This is a genomic window from Desulfothermus sp. (assembly GCF_053993635.1).
This window is the reverse complement of the sequence record NZ_JBMYBT010000092.1, coordinates 1-7,397: the sequence shown is the minus strand read 5'-3', so window position 1 is coordinate 7,397 and position 7,397 is coordinate 1. Positions and strand designations below refer to the sequence as shown.

Genomic DNA, 7,397 nt, shown 5'->3' with positions numbered 1-7,397 from the left:
TAAAAGCCCCTTCCATCCAATTTCTTATCTTTATCTAAAATAAATTTACCGTTTAAATATACATATCTATCTAAAAGATACTTATATGTCTTTTTTCCACAAACAATACAGGTTCTCTCTGGTATATGTTTCATAAAATCCTTAACTTAAATTTGTCAAAAGTTTTGACAGATCTGACTTAAGACATCAAAAGATTCAACGCTGATCTCAGTTCTTTTAATTTTTCCTCATCTATACCTTCAATTTCCAGGAGCTCATCATCTGTTGCCTGCGCCACTTCTTCTAATGAACTCAAACCAGCTTCATAAAATGCATCAACACTAATTCCCACAACTCCAGCCAGTTGTTCCAGTTTCTGTCTATTTTGATAGATCTCTCCATAACGACTTTCTGTTATAATGTCTATACTCCAGCCAAGCAGTTTGCTGGCCAATTTTACATTTTGTCCCCTTTTTCCTACTGCCAGATAATACTGATTATCAGGGACTACAACTTCTAAACTCTTTTCATCTTCATCAACTGTAATACTGGAAATCCTGGCTGGTGCCAGCGCATTGACAGCATATGTAGTTATATTTGGACTCCACACAACAAGGTCTATTTTTTCCCCTTTAAATTCCTGTATAATTTTATTTATTCGAGAACCACGAACACCAACACACGCCCCTATTGGATCTACATCTCTATCCTTTGAATAAAGTGCAACCTTTGCACGAACCCCCGGGTCCCTGGCTATTCCCATAATCATAATTGTTCCATCACTGACCTCTGGCACTTCCCTTTTAAAAAGGAGTTCCATATAAGCTGGATGAGAACGGGATAATATTATCTGCGGCCCTCTGCCTTCTTTTTTTACATCAATTATGTAGCCATCCACCCTATCACCCCTTTTATAGTGTTCTGTAGGGATCTGTTCATCCCTGGGCAAAAGGGCTTCAGTCCTACCCAAATTTATAATAAGTCCAGCCCTCTCTTTTCTCTGTACTGTTCCACTTACTATTTCACCAATCCTATCTTTATATTCTTCATATATAATTTCCTGTTCAGCATCCCTCATGCGCTGGATTATAACCTGTTTGGCTGACTGGGCTGCTATCCTGCCAAGGTCTTCTACTTCTAGCTTAAATCCCACCTCATCATCTAATTGAACATTTGGGTCTATCTTCTTGGCTTCCTCAAAAGAAATTTCCCTATCTGGATCTTCTACTTCCTCCACCACCCTCTTGAATTGATAGACCTCCATATCCCCTGTATCTTCATTATAATTCACTTCTATATCTAACCTATTGTGGTATTTTTTATTAACAGCTACCTTTACAGCCTCTTCCAATGTATCTATTAATACATCTTTATCTATTCTTCTTTCTTTACTAATAGTTTCAATGGACCTTTTTAACTCTAATCCCATGAAATAACCTCCACTTGTGAAAACTAAGCAAAAAATTAAAGACTCTCCCCCATCTCTTGCAATATTTAAAATTTCTATTCAAAATAGACCAATTTAATCTTTTCAATATCTTCCCATGGAATTGAAAATTCCTCTCCCTCTATCTCTATTACTACTACCTTATTAGTTAGGTCAGCACCTTTAAGTATTCCTTTCCACTTTTTTCTGGATTCAATTGGAACCTTAGATTTAACTGATACCATCTTACCAATATAATCCTTAAGCTGTTGTATCTCAAAGAATCTCCTGTCCAGACCAGGAGAAGATACTTCCAGGGTATAAGAACCAGGGATTGGATCCTCTAAATCTAAAATTACATCAAGATGTTTTGACACCTGAGAACAATCAGAAATGGATATCCCAGAGGGCGAATCAATATATACCCTTAATATTCCACCGCCTCTGATAGAACCTAAAAATTCCATGCCCCACAAATCATATCCCAGGGTCAAAACTGCATCAGTCACAATTTTTGTGATTTTTTCTTTTATATCTTCAAATTCCATTTCCATTTCCAAAGCTTAATTATTCAAAAAAAAAGTGGACCCAAATAGGCCCACTCCAAAATTTTCCAACTAAAAGTTTTTTCAGGAGTGGAGCGGGTGACGGGATTTGAACCCGCGACTCCAAGCTTGGGAAGCTTGTACTCTACCAACTGAGTTACACCCGCTCAAATAAACTCTTTTTTATATATTCAAAACTCTCAAATTAGTCAAGGGTTAAACAAAAGTATCTGAAAATAAATATACTGTCAAAAAATTGAAGAAAACTCAAAAAAATCTTTGTACCTATCCCTTACCTAACTTTGGCTAACCATTTGACAAACTTAGGTAAAAATTAGCTGGCCTGGATTTTGCTTGTCCTTTAGAAAAGGAGGTTTTTTCCCATGCAGGACAGTGTATACAACTCAGTTTTCGGGGCACTTACACAAAAATATAGATTAGACATAATAGCCAATAATTTGGCTAATGCTTCAACCATTGGATATAAAAAGGATAGGCTCAGTTTTGAGGATGTATTAATCCACTATGCCCATGACTTCAACGACCCAAATCTCGGGATAACTGGAGGTGTAAGGTGGCCTGAGAAGGATCTAAATACCCAACCTAGAATAGGTGAAAAGCAAATAGATTTTTCTCAAGGAGATTTAAGACGCACGCAAAATCCTCTAGATCTTGCAATTGGAGGGCATGGTTTTTTTAAATTACAAACCCCATCTGGGATAATGTACACCAGGGCTGGAAATTTTACCCTGGATAAAGATGGCTTCATTGTATCTCCTGATGGTTACAAGCTGTTAGGAAAAGGTGGACCTATCCAGATTGCTGGAAGGGGAAAGATCACAATAACTGAGGACGGTGTAGTTTATTCTGGAAATACACAAGTTGGTATTATTGACATAGTGGATTTTCAAAACAAGGACATTGTAAAAAAATTTGGGCAAAATCTATACAAAAGTGATCCTAACAATGAAAAACCAGTAAATAATCCAACAATATATCAAGGTTATTTAGAAGGTTCCAATGTACAGGTGGTAAAAGAAATGGTAAAAATGATTGATACCTTGAGAAACTTTGAAGCCATGCAAAAGGTAATGACCAATACCAATGACCAAGACAGAAACGTAATAAATAAGGTTGGTAATCCAACTTAACCTTGGAACGGGGGGTAATTATTATGATCAGGTCTCTTTGGACTGCTGCATCAGGTATGGTTGCGCAACAACTCAACATAGATACCATTGCCCATAACCTGGCCAATGTAAATACAGTTAGTTTTAAAAAAAGCAGGGCAGAATTTGAAGACCTCATGTATCAGACCTTAAAAATAGCTGGACATCAAAATCAGGCAGGTCAAACCATACCAACTGGAATTCAAATTGGGCTTGGAGTGAGGCCTTCTACTGTGCACAAATTTTTTAAAGAAGGAAACCTGCAAAACACAGGCAATCCGCTTGATCTAGCAATAGAAGGAGATGGTTTTTTTCAGGTGGATGTAAATGGACAATTGGCATACACCAGGGCAGGCAATTTTAAGATTGATCAAAATGGACAGATAGTTACTGCCAGGGGATATCCCCTGCAACCAACATTCACTGTGCCAGCAGAGACCCAAAATATAGTAGTTACCAATGATGGTCATATCTCAGCCTTAGATAAAGAAGGCAACGAATTAGCTGGAGCTGATATACCAATTTACACCTTTATAAATCCTGCAGGTCTAAATGCAATTGGTGGGAATCTCTATTTAGAAACTCCTGCATCAGGGGCAGCACAACAGGTTACTCCAGGAACAGATAATGCTGGAAGGATTGTTCAGGGATTTTTAGAGATGTCCAATGTTGAACTCGTAGAAGAGATGGTTAATATGATTATGGCCCAAAGGGCTTTTGAAAGTAATTCAAAAACAGTTACTGCCTCAGATCAAATATTACGAACTGCAAATAACATAATAAGGTAGATGAATATGAGGAAAGTAAGTTTTTATATTTTCAGTTTATTCATTTTGATTCTATTAATATCTTCTCAAGGACCTTGCTTTTGTATAAAAATCAAAGACGTGGTTTTTGTATCTGATAACTTTGTAAGATTTAAAGATATAGTTGCAGAAAGTTCAAATAAAATAGCGTCAAATATTAAAGAGATGCCTATATTGGAAATATCGGACTATCCTCAAAAATTTACTCTAAAAAGAGATACTTTAAAAACAATATTATCAGATAATCTTCCTGATAAATTGATAAATAGTTGTGATATACCAGATAAAATTCAGATAATTAAAGGGAAATATATTCTAAATAAAGAAAAACTATTTTCTCTACTTATGAATTTTATTAAAAACACATCTCAAATTGGTGGAGAGATAAGGTTAAGGGACGTTGTATTGCCAGAATATATAATACTTGAAAAAGGAGAAAAAATTTATATCCAGATATATGGAAATACTATAAAACCAGGTTCAAATACAGTACATTTTATAATATTAAAAAACAAAAAGGTCACAAAAAAGAGAAGTGGTAGATTTTTCCTAGATGTATTTAAACCTGTGCCCTGTGCAAAGAGACCTTTAAACATTGGAGAGCCGCTGACACCTGATAAAATAACATTTGTTAAAAAAAATCTCGCATATCTTCCAAAAAATATCTGGGATGGTAAAACTGGACCATATAGGATCAAGGTGCCAATAGGGGCCATGCAACCAATTACTATGGAAAGATTAGAACCCATTCCTGTTGTATCAAGAGGACAAAAGGTAAAATTAGTTTATGAAGGGAATAGCATTATTTTAAGGACCATTGGTAGATGCTTAGAAGATGGCAATATAGGGGATTTTATAAAGGTATTAAACATCCAGAGCCATAGAGTGGTCTATGCAAAGGTGGTAGGTAGAGAAACTGTAAAAGTTGAATAATTAAGAGGGGAGTTTTGTAATGAAGAATATTTTAGTAATATTGATACTGGCAATTTTAGCTGCATGTTCAGCAAAATCTCCTTCTTATGTAGCACCACTTATACCTCCTCAACCAGAACCAATCTCAAAAATAGATAATCCAGGCTCTCTTTTTCAACCATCAGAGGCCACGCTTCTTTTTGAAGACAACAGGGCAAAAAGAGTAGGAGACATTGTACTCGTAAAAATCCTGGAGCAAAGCAGTGCTTCCAGTGAATCAGATACTAAGTCAGAAAAAAAATATCATATAGATGCTGGATTTAGCAGCTTTCTTGGACAGTCAAAATTTATGGGACTCCCAAACTCTGTAGGTAATGTGCCCCTTTTAAAAGCTGTAAACAATAACAAGCTGGATACATCAGGAGAAATAACAAGAAAGACCACTGTCACTGCGACAGTTGCAGCCCGAATTATCAGGGTCTTTCCAAATGGCCTTATGGAACTTCAAGGGGTCAGAGAAATCATGGTAAATGGAGAAAAACAGATAATTCAAGTCCATGGATTGATCAGGGCAAGAGATATAGGCCCAGATAACTCAATTACCTCTAATCAATTAGCAGATGCAAAGATCTATGTGTATGGGGAAGGGGTGTTATCAGATAAACAAAAACAGGGATGGATGGGAAAATTGGTGGATAAGATATGGCCATTTTAAGGTTTAACAAAAAAATCAATTTAATATTACTGATATTTTTCATAGTTGCTTTACTCCAGCAACAATTATTTAGTGAAAGCGTAAGGCTAAAGGATATTGCAAAATTCAGTGGTGTTAGAACCAACCAACTAATTGGTTATGGACTTGTTGTGGGACTCTCTGGCACTGGAGATCAAAGGGGATCAGAATTCACAATACGTTCAATAGCCAACATGCTAGAAAACATGGGGATAAAGGTAGATCCCCAAAATATCCAGCCCAAAAACGTGGCAGCAGTTGTGGTCTCCGCCAAGATGCCAGTGTCTGCAAAGCCAGGAGACAAAATAGATGTAACTGTATCTTCAATTGGAGATGCAAAAAGCCTCTTGGGCGGCGTGCTTATCTTAACCCCACTCAGGGGAATAGATGGAAAGGTATATGCCCTTGCCCAAGGACCAATCTTACTTGGGGGATATTCAGTAGGGGGTCAGGCAACCTCTGCTGTAAAAAACATCCCAACAGTTGCAAAGATACCTGGAGGGGCAACAATAGAGAGAAAAACACCTTTTGAATTTAATTCACAGGACAAGATTACTATTTCTTTAGATATTAGAGACTTTTCTACCACTGAAAAGATAGTAAAGCAAATTAATGAAAAATTAGGTGGGAATTTTGCCTTTGCAAAGGATATATCCACCATAGAACTCAAGGTTCCCCCACAATTTAAACACAATTTAGTTCCATTAATGGCAAGTCTGGAAAATATGTATGTAACGCCAGATTCCAGGGCAAAGGTGGTTGTGGATGAGAAAACTGGCACCATTGTAATGGGCTGGGATGTAAAGATATCCCCAGTTGCAATTGCTCAAGGAAATCTTCAAATTGTGGTAAAGGAAACACCGCTAGTATCTCAACCAGCACCATTTAGCCTGGGAATCACCACAGGAGTTCCCAGGACCCAGGTCAAGGCAAAAGAGGAAATAAAAAAATTGAACATAATAAAAGGTGCCAGTTTAAAAGAACTTGTTGATGGACTAAATGCAATTGGTGCATCCCCAAGGGATATGATTTCCATCTTAAGGACACTTAAAGCCGCTGGAGCTTTACATGCAGAGCTGGAGGTATATTAAATGATAAAAACAACTATTGACCCTAAGATATTAGAAAATAATCTGGATCTAAATAAAGTAGCTCAAAAATTAAGCTCTATTAAAACCTCCAACGTGGGGAATGATAAAGAAAAACTAAAAGAGGTATGCACTGATTTTGAGGCCATATTTATTGAAAAATTATGGGGAGAGATGAAAAAGACAGTTTCAAAAAATGGTCTTTTTTCTGACCCTATAAATAATCAATATATGGATCTTTTTGACTTTGAATTCTCAAAAAAATTGGCCCAGGGAGGAGGCATAGGACTATCAAAATTTCTATATAACAATCTGGTAAATCAGCTTGAGAAAAAGAGTGAACACACAACTGAACCAAAAAATATAAAAATCCAGGGCGCAAACAATATCCAGAAAAAAATAGACCCGCTAGAACAAATAGAACAACACAGCGATATTCTAGATAAAGTAAACAAAATCGCAAATGACATAGAAAAAAAACATGACTCGAAAAGGCCAGTTAAAATTATATTGCCAGTTCCAGGAGAGATATCTTCTTACTTTGGTATGAGAATAGACCCTTTTTTAGGGGTAAAAAAAATGCACAATGGTATTGATATAGCAGCTCCCATTGGAACTGATATTAAGGCTGCTACAGATGGAGAGGTAATTTTTTCTGGTGAAAAAAAGGGATATGGAAAAGTTGTAATTATTAAAAACAAAGCAGGGTTAGAAACAATTTATGCTCACAATAAAGAAA

Annotated in this window: 8 protein-coding genes and 1 tRNA gene; 6 read left to right on the top strand and 3 right to left on the bottom strand. The window is 36.5% G+C overall.

The features are described from left to right. Window positions 1–178: 178 nt before the first annotated feature. The 3 genes from nusA to ACY2V1_RS07235 all read right to left on the bottom strand — a co-directional run bounded on the left by nusA (window position 179) and on the right by ACY2V1_RS07235 (window position 2,117). Window positions 179–1,408 (bottom strand): transcription termination factor NusA, encoded by a 1,230-nt coding sequence (gene nusA / locus ACY2V1_RS07245; protein WP_461834128.1) that lies wholly within the window; start codon window positions 1,406–1,408, stop codon window positions 179–181. 74 nt (window positions 1,409–1,482) lie between these two features. Next, the gene (rimP, locus tag ACY2V1_RS07240; protein WP_461834127.1) at window positions 1,483–1,953 is read right to left on the bottom strand and encodes a ribosome maturation factor RimP; all 471 of its coding nucleotides are present in this window, start codon (window positions 1,951–1,953) and stop codon (window positions 1,483–1,485) included. Between the two features lie 88 nt (window positions 1,954–2,041). Beyond that, a tRNA-Gly gene (locus tag ACY2V1_RS07235) sits at window positions 2,042–2,117 on the bottom strand. Window positions 2,118–2,333: 216 nt separating this feature from the next. Between ACY2V1_RS07235 and flgF the strand changes: the two genes are divergently transcribed. From flgF to ACY2V1_RS07205, 6 genes are all read left to right on the top strand, one after another. After that, window positions 2,334–3,101, top strand: coding sequence for a flagellar basal-body rod protein FlgF (gene flgF / locus ACY2V1_RS07230; RefSeq protein ID WP_461834126.1), 768 nt, complete (start codon window positions 2,334–2,336; stop codon window positions 3,099–3,101). 23 nt (window positions 3,102–3,124) lie between these two features. Further along, window positions 3,125–3,907: a flagellar basal-body rod protein FlgG gene (flgG, locus tag ACY2V1_RS07225; RefSeq protein ID WP_461834125.1), complete on the top strand. Its 783-nt coding sequence runs from the start codon at window positions 3,125–3,127 to the stop codon at window positions 3,905–3,907. Between the two features lie 6 nt (window positions 3,908–3,913). After that, window positions 3,914–4,858: a flagellar basal body P-ring formation chaperone FlgA gene (gene flgA, locus ACY2V1_RS07220; RefSeq protein ID WP_461834124.1), complete on the top strand. Its 945-nt coding sequence runs from the start codon at window positions 3,914–3,916 to the stop codon at window positions 4,856–4,858. A 19-nt stretch (window positions 4,859–4,877) separates the two neighbouring features. After that, window positions 4,878–5,552: a flagellar basal body L-ring protein FlgH gene (locus ACY2V1_RS07215; protein WP_461834123.1), complete on the top strand. Its 675-nt coding sequence runs from the start codon at window positions 4,878–4,880 to the stop codon at window positions 5,550–5,552. Beyond that, window positions 5,540–6,661: a flagellar basal body P-ring protein FlgI gene (locus tag ACY2V1_RS07210; RefSeq protein WP_461834122.1), complete on the top strand. Its 1,122-nt coding sequence runs from the start codon at window positions 5,540–5,542 to the stop codon at window positions 6,659–6,661. The genes ACY2V1_RS07215 and ACY2V1_RS07210 overlap by 13 nt, the downstream gene beginning before the upstream one ends. Next, a partial coding sequence (locus tag ACY2V1_RS07205) for a peptidoglycan DD-metalloendopeptidase family protein (RefSeq protein WP_461834121.1) occupies window positions 6,662–7,397 on the top strand: 736 nt, incomplete at its 3' end.